This is a genomic window from Pseudomonas sp. AK106, assembly GCF_053903055.1.
In genome coordinates, this window is sequence record NZ_CP096426.1 from 363215 (window position 1) to 378726 (window position 15512).

The 15512-nt window shown below is 59.8% G+C and carries 15 protein-coding genes; 13 read left to right on the forward strand and 2 right to left on the reverse strand.

Annotated elements, in window-relative coordinates:
* Positions 1-322: 322 nt before the first annotated feature.
* Entirely contained in the window at positions 323-1198 is an 876-nt protein-coding gene (locus M1E04_RS01645; RefSeq protein ID WP_456292281.1) for a hypothetical protein, read from the reverse strand.
* Positions 1199-1390: 192 nt separating this feature from the next.
* Between M1E04_RS01645 and glyA the strand changes: the two genes are divergently transcribed.
* The 9 genes from glyA (at position 1391) to M1E04_RS01690 (ending at position 11678) form a co-directional block, all read left to right on the forward strand.
* Entirely contained in the window at positions 1391-2644 is a 1254-nt protein-coding gene (glyA, locus tag M1E04_RS01650; protein ID WP_192134982.1) for a serine hydroxymethyltransferase, read from the forward strand.
* A gap of 15 nt (positions 2645-2659) precedes the next feature.
* Positions 2660-3910 (forward strand): sarcosine oxidase subunit beta family protein, encoded by a 1251-nt coding sequence (locus M1E04_RS01655; RefSeq protein WP_456292282.1) that lies wholly within the window; start codon positions 2660-2662, stop codon positions 3908-3910.
* A 14-nt stretch (positions 3911-3924) separates the two neighbouring features.
* On the forward strand, positions 3925-4239 hold the full coding sequence (locus tag M1E04_RS01660; RefSeq protein ID WP_369319179.1) for a sarcosine oxidase subunit delta: 315 nt from the start codon (positions 3925-3927) through the stop codon (positions 4237-4239).
* On the forward strand, positions 4236-7256 hold the full coding sequence (locus M1E04_RS01665) for a sarcosine oxidase subunit alpha (protein ID WP_456292283.1): 3021 nt from the start codon (positions 4236-4238) through the stop codon (positions 7254-7256). Before M1E04_RS01660 ends, M1E04_RS01665 begins: the two co-directional genes overlap by 4 nt.
* Positions 7257-7409: 153 nt before the next feature.
* The gene (locus tag M1E04_RS01670) at positions 7410-8042 is read left to right on the forward strand and encodes a sarcosine oxidase subunit gamma (protein WP_369319177.1); all 633 of its coding nucleotides are present in this window, start codon (positions 7410-7412) and stop codon (positions 8040-8042) included.
* 32 nt (positions 8043-8074) lie between these two features.
* On the forward strand, positions 8075-8932 hold the full coding sequence (purU, locus tag M1E04_RS01675; protein WP_065991274.1) for a formyltetrahydrofolate deformylase: 858 nt from the start codon (positions 8075-8077) through the stop codon (positions 8930-8932).
* A gap of 118 nt (positions 8933-9050) precedes the next feature.
* Positions 9051-10250, forward strand: a complete 1200-nt coding sequence (gene fdhA / locus M1E04_RS01680; protein ID WP_296314410.1) for a formaldehyde dehydrogenase, glutathione-independent — start codon at positions 9051-9053, stop codon at positions 10248-10250.
* Positions 10251-10436: 186 nt separating this feature from the next.
* Positions 10437-11027, forward strand: a complete 591-nt coding sequence (locus M1E04_RS01685) for a DUF1190 domain-containing protein (protein WP_456292284.1) — start codon at positions 10437-10439, stop codon at positions 11025-11027.
* A gap of 87 nt (positions 11028-11114) precedes the next feature.
* Entirely contained in the window at positions 11115-11678 is a 564-nt protein-coding gene (locus M1E04_RS01690) for a DUF2780 domain-containing protein (protein WP_456292285.1), read from the forward strand.
* Between the two features lie 48 nt (positions 11679-11726).
* Here the strand turns inward: M1E04_RS01690 and M1E04_RS01695 are convergent, their stop codons facing one another.
* Positions 11727-12614, reverse strand: a complete 888-nt coding sequence (locus M1E04_RS01695) for an acyltransferase (protein WP_065991277.1) — start codon at positions 12612-12614, stop codon at positions 11727-11729.
* 219 nt (positions 12615-12833) lie between these two features.
* On the opposite strand from M1E04_RS01695, the gene rloA2 reads away from it, so the two are divergent.
* The 4 genes from rloA2 to M1E04_RS01715 all read left to right on the forward strand — a co-directional run bounded on the left by rloA2 (position 12834) and on the right by M1E04_RS01715 (position 15466).
* Entirely contained in the window at positions 12834-13334 is a 501-nt protein-coding gene (gene rloA2, locus M1E04_RS01700) for a retropepsin-like aspartic peptidase RloA2 (RefSeq protein WP_065991278.1), read from the forward strand.
* Positions 13335-13436: 102 nt separating this feature from the next.
* Positions 13437-13772, forward strand: a complete 336-nt coding sequence (kleE, locus tag M1E04_RS01705; protein WP_192134972.1) for a KleE stable inheritance protein — start codon at positions 13437-13439, stop codon at positions 13770-13772.
* A gap of 173 nt (positions 13773-13945) precedes the next feature.
* The gene (locus M1E04_RS01710; RefSeq protein WP_456292286.1) at positions 13946-14248 is read left to right on the forward strand and encodes a TrfB-related DNA-binding protein; all 303 of its coding nucleotides are present in this window, start codon (positions 13946-13948) and stop codon (positions 14246-14248) included.
* A 189-nt stretch (positions 14249-14437) separates the two neighbouring features.
* A complete protein-coding gene (locus M1E04_RS01715) occupies positions 14438-15466 on the forward strand; it encodes a ParB/RepB/Spo0J family partition protein (protein WP_456292287.1) in 1029 nt (342 codons plus the stop codon).
* The last annotated feature ends 46 nt before the right edge of the window (positions 15467-15512 follow it).

Consider the following 15512-nt stretch of genomic DNA (forward strand, 5'->3'; position numbering starts at 1 on the left):
TTTTTAGCTTGGATGAGTATTAGGTTTACATGCGCTCAATAACTCTGAAGTTTGGGGTTCAGGCTTGCTGGGATCGTCAAGTAGTAATGCTCAGGGCTGAAGCCACTTATCCCAAATCAACTGCACTTTCAATTTAGGCTCATGCGCCATGCACGTCTACTGTCAGAAATGACAGGTGATGCCGCCGTGGTTCGTAAAAGAGAGTGGATTTGCGATGCTCCAGATGTATTGTCGAGCGTTGCCAAAACGGTCCGATTGCGACACTCGGTCTACCTGCTTCGGACTGGACGGGCTCACTGCGCAAAACACTGAATATCGTTACTTATTTGCCGAGCTCATGACGGGACCTCGGCGCATCCGGCAGCGACATATGCTTGAGGATCGGCGATGAGGCTGATTCGGGACGAGTGGTTATGCCGTATACGACCGACAACTCATTGGAACCGCTCTCCACGTAATAATCACCGGGCGCGGCACATCGAGTTGCTTCGGCTTCCGTGACTGTTTTCGAGTAACTACGTCCCTCAACAGTACGGATGTTCACCGATACTTGGCGGTCTGCAGACAGTCTCAACGTTCTGTCCATCACAATGTCTTCTTCAGAGGGACTTACGTAAAAAGTCGAGCTTTTTGGAAGATACAGCGCAAGGTCGGATTCGACGGACAGCGGTGCCGCGATGGGTGGTAGTTCCCATAAGTAGATATCGGCGACCACTTCTGCGTCCGGATAGGAAATGATCTTGAGAATGACCGAATAGTAGCCGCCGTCCTGATGAACGATGTCTTGGGGGGTCGCATAAAGCCTGGCATCGCCCACTGCGACTGTGGCCGAAAGAACTTCGTCCGAATCCTCGACGTAGACGGCAATCAGCGCCTCAGTTGAGTTCAGTTCCCGAATAATCCTCAGCTTGACCGAGCCTTCTATATCCACCGTATGAAACACGCCTTGAGTCAGAAAGAGCAGCGGCTCGGTAGCAGGCCCCTGCCGACTGACGTGTTTCCCCCTCAGGCTTTTCCACAGCTGGGGAGTTAGCGTATGCGACCTTGCGATTGTGCCCATGATCATTCCCTTGATTGAGTAGCTGGCATTCCGTTGGCCCAAAAGTAAGCCCGTCATCGCTATTTGAATACTGTCAGTTTTGACAGTCCCCGCGCCCATTGGTCTGAGGCGTTGTGGCGTGCCGAGGATTCGCGGCATGCTCAGGACCGGCAGTCTGCTGCGCGCAGAACCGCGCAAATCTCGCTCCCCGTTGACCCATGTCGTAAACGCGCCTTTGTGTGGCGTGCGTAGGCATCTGGGCTGTCAGCGTCAGCCATACCATCGTGGCCAAAGGGCAGCTCAAGGCCCTGTCGATCATTCAGGCGCCGCGCCGCCGCTGGGAGAACCGCGATGTTCAGCAAGCAAGACCAGATTCAGGGGTATGACGATGCACTGTTGGCCGCGATCAGTGCCGAGGAGCAGCGTCAGGAAGACCACATCGAGCTGATCGCCTCGGAGAACTACACCAGCAAGCGCGTGATGCAGGCTCAGGGCAGCGGCCTGACCAACAAATACGCCGAGGGTTATCCCGGCAAACGTTATTACGGCGGCTGCGAGCACGTCGATAAGGTCGAGCAACTGGCGATCGATCGCGCCAAGCTCCTGTTCGGCGCCGATTACGCCAACGTCCAGCCGCATTCCGGTTCGTCGGCCAACAGCGCGGTTTACCTGGCGCTGCTGCAAGCGGGTGACACCTTGCTGGGCATGAGTCTGGCCCATGGCGGTCACCTGACCCACGGCGCCAAAGTGTCGTCCTCGGGCAAGCTGTACAACGCCGTTCAATACGGCATCGACGTTGCCACCGGCCTGATCGATTACGACGAAGTCGAGCGACTGGCCGTCGAGCACAAACCGAAGATGATCGTTGCCGGTTTCTCGGCCTACTCCAAAACCCTGGATTTCCCGCGCTTCCGTCAGATCGCCGACAAAGTGGGCGCGCTGCTGTTCGTCGACATGGCCCACGTCGCCGGTCTGGTCGCTGCCGGTTTGTATCCGAACCCGCTGCCGTACGCCGATGTGGTCACCACCACCACCCACAAAACCCTGCGCGGTCCACGTGGCGGTTTGATCCTGGCCAAAGCCAACGAAGAGATCGAGAAGAAGCTTAATTCCGCCGTGTTCCCGGGCGCACAGGGTGGCCCATTGATGCACGTGATTGCCGGCAAAGCCGTCTGCTTCAAAGAAGCCATGGAGCCGGGTTTCAAAGCCTATCAACAGCAAGTGATCGACAACGCCCAGGCCATGGCGCAGGTGTTCATTGATCGCGGTTACGACGTCGTTTCGGGCGGGACCGATAACCACCTGTTCCTCGTCAGCCTGATCCGTCAGGGCCTGACCGGGAAGGACGCTGACGCGGCATTGGGTCGCTCGCACATCACCGTCAACAAGAACGCCGTGCCGAACGATCCGCAATCGCCGTTCGTGACGTCGGGCCTGCGCATCGGCACCCCCGCCGTGACCACGCGCGGTTTCAAAGTTACCCAGTGCATCACGCTGGCCGGCTGGATCTGCGACATCCTCGACAACCTCGGCGACGCCGATGTCGAGGCCAACGTTGCCGAGCAGGTCTCCGCGCTGTGCGCCGATTTCCCGGTTTACCGCTGAGTCAGGAGTCGCACCATGCAGCATTACTCGGGCTTCGGCCTCTTCAAACACTCCCTCAGCCACCACGAAAACTGGCAGCGCATGTGGCGCACGCCGACCCCGAAAAAGGTCTACGACGTCGTGATTGTGGGCGGCGGCGGCCATGGTCTGGCAACGGCCTATTACCTGGCCAAAGAGCACGGCATCACCAACGTGGCTGTGGTCGAAAAAGGCTGGTTGGGCGGCGGTAACACCGCGCGCAACACCACCATCGTGCGTTCCAACTACCTGTGGGACGAATCCGCGCACTTGTACGAACACGCGATGAAACTGTGGGAAGGTCTGTCCCAGGACATCAACTACAACGTCATGTTCTCCCAGCGCGGCGTGTACAACCTGTGCCACACCCTGCAGGACATGCGTGATTCCGAGCGCCGCGTCAGCGCCAACCGCTTGAACGGCGTCGATGGCGAGCTGCTCAACGGCAAGCAAGTGGCTGAAGAAATTCCGTACCTCGACTGCTCGAAAAACACCCGCTACCCGATCATCGGCGCCACCGTGCAACGTCGCGGCGGTGTGGCGCGTCATGACGCCGTGGCCTGGGGCTATGCCCGTGCCGCCGATGCGTTGGGCGTGGACCTGATTCAACAGACCGAAGTGACCGGCTTCCGCAAAGAAAACGGCGTGTGCATCGGCGTTGAAACCAACAAGGGCTTCATCGGCGCCAAGCGCGTCGGCGTGGTGACGGCCGGCAATTCCGGCCACATGGCCAAGCTCGCCGGTTTCCGTCTGCCGGTGGAATCCCATCCGCTGCAAGCGCTCGTATCGGAGCCGATCAAACCCATCATCGACAGCGTGATCATGTCCAACGCCGTACACGGTTATATCAGCCAGTCCGACAAGGGCGATCTGGTGATCGGTGCCGGTATTGACAGCTGGATCGGCTACGGCCAGCGCGGCTCGTACCCGGTGATCGAGCACACCATTCAGGCCATCGTCGAGATGTTCCCGGTGCTGTCGCGGGTGCGCATGAACCGCCAGTGGGGCGGCATCGTCGACACCACGCCGGACGCCTGCCCGATTATTTCCAAGACGCCTGTGCCGAACATGTTCTTCAACTGCGGTTGGGGCACCGGTGGCTTCAAGGCGACGCCGGGCTCGGGCAACGTGTTTGCTGCAAGCCTGGCGAAAGGCGAAATGCACCCGCTGGCCAAATCCTTCTCAATCGACCGGTTCCACAACGGCGCATTGATCGATGAACACGGCGCTGCAGCCGTAGCCCACTAACAGAGGACTTTCCCATGTTGCACATCTTCTGTCCTCACTGTGGCGAACTGCGCTCCGAAGAGGAATTCCACGTCTCCGGTCAGGCCCATATCCCGCGTCCGCTGGACCCAGTGGCCTGCACCGACGAAGAGTGGGGCGATTACATGTTCTTCCGCGACAACCCGCGCGGCCTGCACCACGAGTTGTGGATTCACGCAGCGGGCTGCCGGCAGTACTTCAACACCACGCGTGACACCGTGACCTACGAAATTCTCGAAACCTATCCGATCGGCACGCAGCCTCAGTTCGTCAACCCTGCGCCTGCGATCAGAAAGGGGGATCAGCTATGAGCCAGTCCAATCGCCTGCCCAACGGCGGCCGCATCGATCGCAGCAAAGTCCTGAATTTCAACTTCAACGGCCAGACCTACCAGGGCTTTGAAGGCGATACCCTGGCCGCCGCCTTGCTGGCCAACGGTGTCGACATCATCGGCCGCAGCTTCAAGTACTCGCGGCCCCGCGGCATCTTTGCGGCAGGTTCCGAAGAGCCGAACGCGGTGCTGCAGATCGGCGCCACCGAAGCCACGCAGATTCCCAACGTGCGCGCCACGCAACAGGCGCTTTACTCGGGCCTTGTCGCGACCAGCACCAACGGCTGGCCGAGCGTGAACACCGACATGATGGGCATTCTCGGCAAGGTCGGCGGCAAGCTGATGCCGCCGGGTTTCTACTACAAAACCTTCATGTACCCGCAGTCGTTCTGGATGACCTACGAGAAGTACATCCGCAAAGCGGCGGGCCTGGGGCGTTCGCCGACTGAGCTCGATCCGGACACCTACGACAACATGAACCAGCACTGCGACGTGCTGGTAGTCGGCGCCGGCCCTGCAGGTCTGGCCGCTGCACTGGCGGCTGCGCGCAGCGGTGCTCGGGTCATCCTGGCGGACGAGCAGGAAGAATTCGGCGGCAGCCTGTTGGACAGCCGCGAAAGTCTGGACGGCAAACCGGCAGCGGAATGGGTAGCGATGGTGGTGGCCGAACTCAAAGGCCTGCCCAACGTCACCCTGCTGCCGCGCGCCACGGTGAACGGCTATCACGATCACAATTTCCTGACCATTCACGAGCGGCTGACTGATCACCTCGGCGACCGCGCGCCAATCGGCCAGGTACGTCAGCGTATGCACCGGGTTCGCGCCCAGCGCGTGGTGCTGGCGACCGGCACCCACGAGCGTCCACTGGTTTACGGCAACAACGACGTACCGGGCAACATGCTGGCTGGCGCCGTTTCTACTTACGTGCGCCGTTATGGCGTGGCGCCGGGCAAGAAACTGGTGCTGTCGACCAACAACGATTACGCCTATCGCGTGGCGCTGGACTGGCTCGACGCTGGCCTGCACGTGGTGGCCGTCGCCGATGCGCGTCACAACCCGCGCGGTGCGTTGGTGGAAGAGGCCCGCGCCAAAGGCATTCGGATCCTGACCGGCAGCGCCGTGGTGGAAGCCCGTGGCAGCAAGCGCGTCAGTGCCGCCCGCGTGGCTGCCATCGATGTCAAAGCCCACAAAGTGGCCAGCCCTGGTGAATGGCTCGACTGCGATCTGGTGGCCAGCTCCGGGGGTTACAGCCCGATCGTTCACCTGGCTTCGCACCTCGGTGGCAAGCCGGTCTGGCGCGAGGACATCCTCGGTTTCGTGCCGGGCGAAGCGCCGCAGAAACGTGTCTGCGTCGGCGGTGTGAACGGCGTCTACGCCCTCGGCGACTCACTGGCCGATGGCTTTGAAGGCGGTGTTCGAGCCGCCAGTGAGGCCGGTTTCAAACCGGTCGAAGGCGTACTGCCCAAAGCGTTGAGCCGCGTGGAAGAGCCGACACTGGCGCTGTTTCAGGTACCGCACGAAAAGGGCACTGCGCGGGCGCCGAAGCAATTCGTCGACCTGCAGAATGACGTCACTGCAGCGGCCATCGAGCTGGCGACCCGCGAGGGTTTCGAGTCCGTCGAGCACGTCAAACGCTACACCGCGCTGGGTTTCGGTACCGACCAGGGCAAGCTCGGCAACGTCAACGGCCTGGCGATTGCCGCCCGTTCGCTGAACGTGTCGATCCCGGAAATGGGCACCACCATGTTCCGCCCGAACTACACGCCGGTGACCTTCGGCGCCATCGCAGGCCGTCACTGCGGTCACGTCTTCGAGCCTGTGCGCTTCACCGCGCTGCACGCCTGGCACGTCAAGAACGGCGCTGAATTCGAAGACGTCGGTCAGTGGAAACGTCCGTGGTATTTCCCGAAAGCCGGTGAAGACATCCACGCCGCCGTGCGCCGCGAATGCAAGGCTGTGCGCGACAGCGTCGGTCTGCTGGACGCATCGACACTGGGCAAGATCGACATTCAAGGCCCGGATGCGCGGGAATTTCTGAACCGGATCTACACCAACGCCTGGACCAAACTGGACGTGGGCAAGGCCCGTTACGGCCTGATGTGCAAGGAAGACGGCATGGTCTTCGACGATGGCGTGACCGCCTGCATCGCCGATAACCACTTCATCATGACCACCACGACCGGTGGCGCCGCACGCGTGCTGCAGTGGCTGGAAATCTATCAACAGACTGAATGGCCGGACCTGAAGGTGTACTTCACCTCCGTCACCGATCACTACGCGACCCTGACCCTGTCCGGGCCGAACAGCCGCAAGCTGCTCAGCGAAGTGACCGACATCGACCTGGGCCGTGAAGCGTTTCCGTTCATGACCTGGAAAGAGGGGCTGGTGGCCGGTGTGCCGGCGCGAGTGTTCCGGATTTCGTTTACCGGTGAGCTTTCCTACGAAGTGAACATCCAGGCCGACTACGCCATGGGCGTTCTGGAAAAAATCGCCGAAGCCGGCAAACAGTACAACCTGACCCCGTACGGCACTGAAACCATGCACGTCCTGCGCGCCGAAAAGGGCTTCATCATCGTCGGCCAGGACACCGACGGTTCGATGACCCCGGACGATTTGAATATGGGCTGGTGTGTCGGCCGCACCAAGCCGTTCTCGTGGATTGGCCAGCGCGGCATGAATCGAGAGGACTGCGTGCGGGAAGATCGCAAGCAACTTGTCGGTCTGAAGCCGGTTGATCCGACTCAGTGGCTGCCGGAAGGCGCGCAACTGGTGTTCGATCCGAAGCAGTCGATTCCGATGAAGATGGTGGGCCACGTGACGTCGAGTTATGCGGCGAACTCGCTGGGTTACTCGTTTGCCATGGGTGTGGTGAAGGGCGGGCTGAAGCGCATGGGCGAGCGGGTGTTTGCGCCACTGGCGGATGGCTCGGTGATCGAGGCGGAGATCGTGTCCTCGGTGTTCTTTGATCCGAAGGGTGATCAGCAGAACGTGGAGTAAGTCTTGGCTTGCTTACATCCCTGTGGGAGTGAGCTTGCTCGCGATGGCGTGAGATCAGGCATACATCTGGTGACTGACACACCGCGATCGCGAGCAAGCTCACTCCTACGGGAACGTGTTCACTGAAACAACAGAATTCAACACAGGTGCTCTATGACCACAGCCAACGTTTACCAACAGCGGCCAGCGACCGACGCCAAAGCCGAGTCGCCGCTGTTTCATGCTGACCTGCAGAGCCTGATCGGCAAAGGCCGCAGCAATCCGGGCGTCGTGCTGCGGGAGAAAAAACTGCTCGGCCATCTGACCATTCGTGGCAATGGGCACGATCCGGCGTTCGCGGCCGGCGTGCACAAGGCGCTGGGCATGGAACTGCCGGGCGCGCTGGCGCTGGTCTCAAGCGGCGATAGCTCGATCCAGTGGCTTGGCCCGGATGAGTGGCTGCTGATCGTCCCGACCGGTGAAGAGTTCGCCGTCGAGCAGACGCTGCGCGAAGCGCTCGCCGGTTTACACATCGCTGTCGTCAACGTCAGCGGCGGGCAATCGCTGCTGGAACTGACCGGCCCGAAGGTCCGCGAAGTGCTGATGAAATCCACCAGCTACGACGTACACCCGAACAATTTCCCGGTCGGCAAGGCCATCGGCACGGTATTCGCCAAATCGCAACTGGTGATCCGCCGTACCGGCGAAGAGGCCTGGGAACTGGTCATCCGCCGAAGCTTCGCCGATTACTGGTGGATGTGGCTGCAGGATGCGAGTGCGGAGTATGGTTTGAGCGTCGCTGCCTGATCCCGGATTGACCACACGATCAAGGAATACCTATGAGCCGCGCCCCCGATACCTGGATTCTGACCGCCGACTGCCCCAGCGTGCTGGGCACGGTGGACGCGGTGACGCGTTATCTCTTCGAGCAGGGCTGTTACGTCACCGAGCACCATTCGTTCGATGACCGGCTGTCCAGCCGATTCTTCATTCGCGTCGAATTCCGTCAACCGGACGGGTTTGACGAAGCGTCTTTCCGTGCAGGCCTCGCCGAGCGCGGCGAATCCTTCGGCATGATCTTCGAGCTCACCGCCCCGAACTATCGCCCGAAGGTGGTGATCATGGTGTCCAAGGCCGACCACTGCCTTAACGATCTGCTCTACCGACAGCGCATCAATCAGCTGTCCATGGACGTGGTCGCCGTGGTCTCCAATCACCCGGACCTTGAGCCACTGGCGCGCTGGCACGACATTCCCTACTACCATTTTCCCCTCGACCCCAATGACAAACCGGCCCAGGAAGCCAGGGTGATGAAGGTGATCGAAGACACCGGCGCCGAACTGGTGGTGCTTGCCCGCTACATGCAAGTGCTGTCGCCGGAGCTGTGCCGCAAGCTCGATGGCAAGGCTATCAACATTCATCACTCGCTGCTGCCGGGCTTCAAAGGCGCCAAGCCGTATCACCAGGCCTACAACAAGGGCGTGAAACTGGTCGGCGCGACGGCACATTACATCAACAACGACCTCGACGAAGGGCCGATCATCGCCCAGGGCGTCGAAGTGGTCGACCACAGTCACTACCCTGAAGACCTGATCGCCAAGGGCCGCGACATCGAAGGCCTGACCCTGGCGCGAGCGGTGGGTTATCACATCGAGCGACGTGTGTTTCTCAATGCCAACAGGACGGTGGTGCTGTAGGTGGTAGATTCAAGCTTCAAGCCGCAAGAAAAGGCGGCGTGCACACTTCTTGCGGCGTGTAGCTTGCCGCTCGAAACCGATCCACTCTCTATCCAACAATAAATAAAGAGGTGATGGCATGTCTGGTAATCGTGGTGTGGTGTATCTCGGCGCGGGCAAGGTCGCAGTACAGAAAATCGACTATCCCAAAATGCAGGACCCGCGCGGCAAGAAGATCGAGCACGGGGTGATCTTGCGCGTGGTTTCCACCAACATTTGTGGCTCCGATCAACACATGGTGCGTGGGCGAACGACAGCCCAGGTCGGTCTTGTACTGGGGCACGAAATCACCGGTGAAGTGATCGAGAAGGGCAGCGATGTCGAGAACCTCAAAATCGGCGATCTGGTGTCCGTGCCCTTCAACGTCGCCTGCGGCCGTTGCCGCTCCTGCAAAGAGCAACACACCGGCGTTTGCCTGACCGTCAACCCGGCCCGCGCCGGTGGTGCCTACGGTTATGTCGACATGGGCGACTGGACCGGCGGCCAGGCCGAATATGTGCTCGTGCCCTATGCCGACTTCAATCTGCTCAAACTTCCTGATCGCGACAAGGCGATGTCGAAGATTCGCGACCTGACCTGCCTCTCCGACATCCTGCCCACCGGCTACCACGGCGCGGTGACTGCCGGTGTTGGTCCGGGCAGCTCGGTGTACATCGCCGGCGCCGGTCCCGTGGGGCTTGCCGCCGCCGCTTCAGCGCGCTTGCTTGGCGCGGCAGTCGTCATTGTCGGTGACGTCAATCCGGTGCGTCTGGCGCACGCCAAGGCCCAGGGTTTCGAGATCGCCGACCTCTCGAAAGACACCCCGCTGCACGAGCAGATCGCCGATCTGCTGGGCGAGCCTGAAGTGGACTGCGCCGTCGATGCCGTAGGCTTCGAAGCACGGGGCCATGGGCACGCGGGCGCCAAGGCCGAGGCACCGGCCACCGTACTCAACTCGCTGATGGGCGTGGTTCGCGTCGCCGGCAAGATCGGCATTCCCGGCCTTTACGTGACGGAAGACCCGGGCGCCGTGGACGCTGCCGCCAAGGTCGGCGCACTGAGCATTCGTTTCGGTCTGGGCTGGGCAAAATCCCACAGCTTCCACACCGGCCAGACGCCGGTCATGAAGTACAACCGTCAACTGATGCAGGCGATCATGTGGGACCGCATCAACATTGCCGACGTGGTTGGCGTGGAAGTCATCAGCCTCGACGACGCCCCGCGCGGTTACGGCGAGTTCGATGCCGGTGTGCCGAAGAAATTCGTCATCGACCCGCACAAACTGTTCAGCGCCGCGTGATCCTATGACGCTCTCAAAAGGCGACCTTCGGGTCGCTTTTTTTATGCCTGACGTAGGCCTCTAGTCCGGCATTTGTAGGGCGTTTCTGAAAATGGTTGGGGAGCGTTAGAATTCCATTCCTGCTTGTTTCAGCTGCCTTATCTCCGTGTTATTTGTCCGGCCGGTTTTTCAGGTGGCGGGTCATGCATGCTTGTCTGGTGGGTTAGAACATCGATTCATTTCCTCGTCGCGATGCCGCTCATTGTCTTGCCCGCCACGCTGACGAGCGCTCATCTCGAGCCTGTTTCTTCGGGCTGGGCATCGTCGGAGGTGTTCTTTGAAAACCCCAACGCCTGCGTCTGGGCCGGTATGGCGCCGGCGGTCTGCCAGGCCGGATACCGCGCCGCTTACCGCCAACATGTGCGCATCGCGCCGACCTACCGTGAGCTGGCGGACTGCGAGGCTGATTTCACCCCGGGTGAGTGTTTCGCTGCCGACGTGTCCCGGCTCTGGTCGCCCTGGTTGTCCGGTTTCGCGATCATCACCCAGGTTCAGCTGACATCCACCGGGGGTAGCCCCGACTCCCAGGTGCGCCTTTTCAGTGAACCGCTTTATCGTGGCGCCGATCATCGGGGCGGTACGCGCTTGATCAGCCTGCGCGAGAAGCTTCACAGCGGCGAGCATTTCGATAAGGCGTTCATTCGCCACCGACGCCTGCAGGCGGGCTCGACGGCGGCAGATCAAAGGCTGGCGCGGACCTTCGAGCCGCAGCGTTTGTTTTATGTGAGCAAACCCTGAGGCCTCGGGTGGAACTTCCCTTCGAGGGGCGGTCCAACGCGTGTTTACCCGGCCACGGCCGGTCTCCCGGCAAACGAGGTTGTTGCGATGAAAGTTTCACTGAAAAACGTACGCAGTGCTGCGCTGGCGAGCCTGATGGCGCTGGCCGCCACGCCGGTCTTGGCTTTCAATCTGAATGACGCGGCCAATGCCGTTTCCAACGCAACCGGCGGTCAGCAAAAGGCAACCGCCGCGCCCGAGGCAGCCGGGCTATTGAACACGCTGGGCACGCAGTTGAACGTCACCCCGGAGCAAGCGGTTGGCGGGACCGGCGCCTTGTTGGGGCTGGCCAAGAACAAGCTCGCCGGCAACGACTATTCGCAACTGAGCAAATCAGTGCCAGGCCTTGATCAACTGGCCGGCAACTCGGCCCTCGGCAGCCTGAGTGGTCTGGGTGGATTGTTGGGTAATTCCGGGAGCAGCAACTCTGCCTTGGACAGCGCGCTGGGTAATGTGCAGAGCATGGGCGACGTGAACAAGGCGTTCAGCGCCCTGGGCATGAACAGCAGCATGGTCAGCCAGTTCGTGCCGGTGATTCTGCAGTACCTCGGTCAGCAAGGCGCGGGCGGTTCAGCGTTGCAGGCGTTGAGTGGTGTCTGGGGCGCCAAGTAATGTAGTTGCAGCGCCCCGGCAATCGGGGCGCCTGCTGCTACGGATGTGCTAAGCAATCGCGCCGCGTAACTCGGCGATCCGCGCATCCTTCTCTTGCCACAGCCGGTTGACCCAGTCCTGCACATACACGCGGAACACCGGGTCATTCTCGTAATCGCCCTGCCACAGCGCAGGGTCGAGTTCGCGGGTCTTGATGTCGACAATCACCCGTGGCACTCGTCCTGATAGCAAGTCCCAGAACCCCGGGATGCGCTCGCTTGGATAAACGACCGTCACATCAAGCACCGCGTCCAGCTGCTCACCCATCGCTGCCAGCACGAATGCGACGCCGCCTGCCTTGGGCTTTAGCAAGTAACGATAGGGCGAAGCCTGTTGGGCTTTCTTGGCCGGGGTGACGCGTGTGCCTTCCAGGTAATTCACCACGGTCACGGGCTGACGTTTGAACAGCTCGCATGCCTCGCGGGTGATTTCCAGATCCTTGCCCTTGAGCTCGGGATGCCTGGCCAGAAACGCCTTCGTGTAGCGCTTCATGAACGGGTAATCGAGTGCCCACCATGCCAGCCCCAAAAACGGCACCCAGATCAGTTCTTTCTTTAAGAAGAATTTGAAGAAGGGTGTACGTCGATTCAGCGCCTGCACCAGCGCCGGGATGTCTACCCACGACTGATGGTTACCGATGACCAGGTAGGAGGTATCGCCACGCAGGCCTTCGTCGCCGCGGATTTCCCACTGGGTTGGCAGGCAGATTTTGAAAATCAGCTTGTTGATTTCACACCAGGTCTCGGCGATCCACATCACTGCCACCGAGCAGTTGTCGCGCATCTCGCTCTGGAACACCAACTTGAGCAGCGCAAAGACCATCAGTGGGCCGATCAGCACCAGCGTATTGAGCAGAAGCAGCAGCGTGACGGCAATTCCGGTGAGCAGGTGACGCATAAGGCACTCGCGGTCGACAGGGTGGCGCGCAATGATAAGCAGGCCGCGCGGTTGGCGCAAAATCCCTGGCGATACCGACGAATGTTTCACGCCTTTGTCAGTAGGCTCCCTATGCTTGGCTCGCTTGGCCCTGAGCGCGAAGCCTGCCGCGAACCATCGGCAGAGTGACGGTCTAAACCGGGCACACGCCCCGCCCATTCATCACGAGGAATCAGATCCGTGAAATCCCTTCTGGCGCTTATGTCTTTGCTGGCTTTGCCTGTCATGGCTGCCGAACCGACGTTGTACGGTCGTTACGAATACATTCAGGTCTCGGAGATCGGCGAGACATTCAAAGCCAAGATGGACACCGGCGCGTTGACCGCATCGCTGTCGGCCAAGGACATCGAACTGTTCAAGCGCGATGGCGATGACTGGGTGCGTTTCCGTCTGGCGACCAAGGACGCCGACAGCAAAGTCTACGAGCACAAGGTGTCGCGCATCAGCCGGATCAAGGGCCGTTCCGAAGGCGACGATGACGAAGAGCCGGCCGATCCCACCAAGCGCCCGGTTGTCGATCTTGAGCTGTGCCTGGGCAACGTGAAACGCACCGTGGAGGTCAACTTGGTCGATCGCAGTCATTTCAACTATCCGTTGCTGATCGGCGCCAAGGCCCTGCGTGAATTCGGCGCGGCCGTGAATCCGGCGCGTCGTTATACGGCCGATAAGCCTGAGTGCTGATGGCCGTTTTGATTGCGTCCCCGAGCGATTGGGCGGCACGCTTCAGGCATGCGCCACGTATTCGGAGTTAGAATTTACTCGCATTTGCATGGAGAGCAGGTAATGGCCAACAACCTATACAAATTTCCAGAGCGTCCCGGGGCAAAAGCGACTCCTGAAGTTGCGACTGAGCCGACGCCAAGTCAGACGCGCCCTGCACCGGGCAAGCTGAGGAAAGCCATCTCGGGGCTCGCTCGGGCGCTTTGGATGCTGCTGGTGCTCACTTGGCCAGTCCTGAGATGGGTCATGGCGCTTGATGTTGCCTACCGCGGGTTCTTGACGGTCTGGCACTGGGACACACCGGGAAGCCACGCAGGGTTTACGTTTTTCCTGCACTTCGCCGCTTTGACAGCGGCGACCTGTCTGGTCTCGTCGTACAAGCCGAAAAGCGTTGAATGAACTGAGCATCGAAACGCATCAAAAGGCCCCTTAGGGCCTTTTTCGTTTCTGAGCTTTGTGTATAACGGTCCAAATCGTTGACCCCTACGAGCGTTTAGCTAAACTGTGCCATCTGATAGCGGGTGCGGATTCGTTTTGCTTTCGAGTGCGGAGCTGTTTGTGAGCGAAAATTCATGACGAAAAAGACGATGACTGAGGAGCAATTTGCGAGCGCCATCAGGCACCTTAACGTCTCGGCTCAGACGCTGAAAATAGCGCACGGGGTGCTTGTTTTAGGCAAGCCTCAAGCCTATTACGTAAAAGAACTGGAGGTCACCGCTGGGGCGATTTCACAGGCGGTAGGCAGGGTCTGGTGCGCCTTTCAGGAGCAGAGCGAAGTCCCGAGGGGGTATGAGCGGGTCACGGCGATCCTGCCTGCGCACCAGGCGTTCATCGTCAGGAAATGGGAACGGGCCAACAAAAGAAAGGAATCTTGATGACCGTTACCTTCTGCGGCCGAACCGCGGCTAGCGTTGGCATCGGATCATCACCGTCAAACAGGAAGGAGCGGGGAGTTGCCGGTGTATCGGAAGGATGTTTTGTAAGAAACAGGACGCTGCTCGCATCGCAGCAAGAGAATCCATTGTCATGACGAAGCATGCGTTTGAAAAGAAGGAGGCCGTGCAATGAGCGGGACAGCAGCCGACAAAAAGGTTCTCAAAGGCGCTGACACACCGGAACGCGGTACGGCTTCTACGAGCGGTTCTATCCTCAAGGGCACTTTGGCAGGCGTCCTGCAGCAAGCCCGTCCTCTTCGAGTTCCGCTTGACTTGATCACAGAGGATCAAGACCAGCCCCGTTCCGGAAAGAATCCCGGCTTCTCTGCTGAAAAAATTGCCGAGATCGGTGCGACGATCAAAAGCCGCGGCGTTAAAAGCCCTATCTCAGTGAAGGACGATCCGCGCAAGCCGGGCCACTACATTATTAACGACGGCGCGCGCCGCTATCGGGGCAGCCGGTGGGCTGGCGTACCTGATATCCCCATCTTTGTAGATAACGACTATGTGCAAGATGACCAGGTTGTCGCAAATATTCAGAACGAAGGGCACACTCCGCGCGAATTGGCAGAGTTGATACAAAAGCGTTTGAGCACTGGCATGAAAAAGGGCGACATCGCGAAGGCATGGGGTAAATCAAATGCTTTCATCACGCAATACGCTGCTTTGCTGAAGCTGCCCGAGGTCATTGCCAACGCGTTCGATGCTGACCGGATCACGGACGTTACAGTAGTCAATGAGTTGGTAACCGCCTACAAGAAACATCCGGAAGCCGTCGCCAACTGGTTGAGTGACGAGAGCCAGGAAATCACGCGCGGAAGCGTCAAGCTGTTGCGCGAGTTTCTAGAGGATAGCGACGGTGGTGATGCAAATTTAAATGATCCCGATGCTGACGAGCCAGGCACAGGAGGTTGGGAGGGTGATAGTCCAGAGGAGGACCAAAGTGGCACTCAACCACTGGATGTAGCGAGACGAGGAGAGTCGACTCACATCAGGAAGGCCGGCATCCAAGTCGAAATCGATGGCGGATTGTGTCGTGTGATCCTGACCAGGCGGCCGAGTAAGGTGGGTATGGCATGGTTCAAGAACGAGTCGAGCGGTAAAGTGTTTGAGGCGGCGCTTGAAATAGCCAGGATGGTTGCGCTTGTAGAGGGTTAGTACCGAGGTGAATCGTTTATTCAAAATGTGTCCTGTGCCGTACAGG

What these genes read in the sequence shown, in the direction of transcription:
- M1E04_RS01645 (WP_456292281.1), bottom strand. Translation starts at nt 1,198, where the DNA reads ATGCCGCGAATCCTCGGCACGCCACAACGCCTCAGACCAATGGGCGCG.
- glyA (WP_192134982.1), top strand. Translation starts at nt 1,391, where the DNA reads ATGTTCAGCAAGCAAGACCAGATTCAGGGGTATGACGATGCACTGTTG.
- M1E04_RS01655 (WP_456292282.1), top strand. Translation starts at nt 2,660, where the DNA reads ATGCAGCATTACTCGGGCTTCGGCCTCTTCAAACACTCCCTCAGCCAC.
- M1E04_RS01660 (WP_369319179.1), top strand. Translation starts at nt 3,925, where the DNA reads ATGTTGCACATCTTCTGTCCTCACTGTGGCGAACTGCGCTCCGAAGAG.
- M1E04_RS01665 (WP_456292283.1), top strand. Translation starts at nt 4,236, where the DNA reads ATGAGCCAGTCCAATCGCCTGCCCAACGGCGGCCGCATCGATCGCAGC.
- M1E04_RS01670 (WP_369319177.1), top strand. Translation starts at nt 7,410, where the DNA reads ATGACCACAGCCAACGTTTACCAACAGCGGCCAGCGACCGACGCCAAA.
- purU (WP_065991274.1), top strand. Translation starts at nt 8,075, where the DNA reads ATGAGCCGCGCCCCCGATACCTGGATTCTGACCGCCGACTGCCCCAGC.
- fdhA (WP_296314410.1), top strand. Translation starts at nt 9,051, where the DNA reads ATGTCTGGTAATCGTGGTGTGGTGTATCTCGGCGCGGGCAAGGTCGCA.
- M1E04_RS01685 (WP_456292284.1), top strand. Translation starts at nt 10,437, where the DNA reads ATGCTTGTCTGGTGGGTTAGAACATCGATTCATTTCCTCGTCGCGATG.
- M1E04_RS01690 (WP_456292285.1), top strand. Translation starts at nt 11,115, where the DNA reads ATGAAAGTTTCACTGAAAAACGTACGCAGTGCTGCGCTGGCGAGCCTG.
- M1E04_RS01695 (WP_065991277.1), bottom strand. Translation starts at nt 12,614, where the DNA reads ATGCGTCACCTGCTCACCGGAATTGCCGTCACGCTGCTGCTTCTGCTC.
- kleE (WP_192134972.1), top strand. Translation starts at nt 13,437, where the DNA reads ATGGCCAACAACCTATACAAATTTCCAGAGCGTCCCGGGGCAAAAGCG.
- M1E04_RS01710 (WP_456292286.1), top strand. Translation starts at nt 13,946, where the DNA reads ATGACGAAAAAGACGATGACTGAGGAGCAATTTGCGAGCGCCATCAGG.
- M1E04_RS01715 (WP_456292287.1), top strand. Translation starts at nt 14,438, where the DNA reads ATGAGCGGGACAGCAGCCGACAAAAAGGTTCTCAAAGGCGCTGACACA.